The organism is Pseudochrobactrum sp. AO18b (assembly GCF_000409565.1).
Taxonomy (GTDB): Bacteria; Pseudomonadota; Alphaproteobacteria; order Rhizobiales; family Rhizobiaceae; genus Pseudochrobactrum; species Pseudochrobactrum saccharolyticum.
On sequence record NZ_ANNO01000311.1, the window covers coordinates 1 to 991 of the forward strand.

General features: G+C 51.7%; 2 protein-coding genes. Both read left to right on the forward strand.

From position 1 onward, the window contains the following. The coding region (locus A918_RS20360; RefSeq protein WP_022711378.1) for an AzlC family ABC transporter permease at positions 1-659 on the forward strand (659 nt) is incomplete at its 5' end. Then, positions 659-958 carry an AzlD family protein gene (locus A918_RS0112410; protein ID WP_022711379.1) on the forward strand — a complete coding sequence of 100 codons (300 nt, stop codon included), beginning with the start codon at positions 659-661 and terminating at the stop codon, positions 956-958. The genes A918_RS20360 and A918_RS0112410, both read left to right, overlap by 1 nt. Positions 959-991 lie beyond the last annotated feature (33 nt).

The window sequence follows — 991 nt, forward strand, 5'->3', positions numbered from 1 at the left end:
TTGTTGCCGTTGATAACGGCCTGAATGTCAGTGAATCGGTATGGATGAGTGCGGCACTGTTTGCCGGTGCCAGCCAGCTGGTAGGCATGGAGCTGTTTGGCAAACATGTTGCGCCATGGATGATCCTGCTGTCGATTTTCGCGGTGAATTTCCGCCATGTGCTCTATTCCGCAGGTACAGGACGGCTGATTAAGCATTTCACGCCTTTACAGCAGATTGTGGCCTTCTTCTTCCTGACTGATGTTCAATATGCGGAAAGCGAAAAGCAGGCGGAGCAGAAAAAGCCGATTACCTTTGTCTGGTATATGGGGCTGGCTATTCCGCTCTATCTGTCATGGGTGATTGAAGCCTATATTGGTGCGACTTTTGGCGGGATGATTGGCGATCCGAAAGCCATCGGTCTTGATATGCTGTTGCCAATTTACTTCCTCGGTCTGGTGATGGGCTTTCGCTCCCGCACAAACTGGTTCCCGATTGTTGCAGCAAGTTCCGTGACTTCCGTTGCTGCTTATTTCTGGATCGGCTCGCCGTGGCATGTCACCGTCGGCGCAATCGGCGGTATTGTCATGGCTGTTGTGATTGCCAAGCCGCTGTCTGGCCGTGAAACCGTGATTACGCTGGATGATGAACCGGTGAAAACTGTGAAGGACGTGCGGTAATGTCTTCAACTGTATGGATTATTTTCGGCGCAGCTGTGCTGACTTATATTACCCGTATCGGCGGGCATCTCATTCTTTCGCAGTTTGAGCGTGTGCATTACCGCGTTGAGGCCGGCCTCAATGCCGTGCCTGCGGCAGTGCTGACAACGCTTGTTGCTCCGGCTGCTTTCAATGCGGGGTGGAAAGAGTTTCTGACCATGGTGCTCTGCACATTGGCGGCATTCCGCATCGGTATTATTCCGCTCTGTATTTTTGGTGGTGTGCTGATTGTGCTGCTGCGCCAATATATGCCGTTCTGAGATCGGTATGATATTGATAATAAAAAACCCGCG

Excerpts from the sequence above, each read along its gene's own strand:
- A918_RS0112410 (WP_022711379.1), top strand. The coding sequence starts at position 659 with ATGTCTTCAACTGTATGGATTATTTTCGGCGCAGCTGTGCTGACTTAT.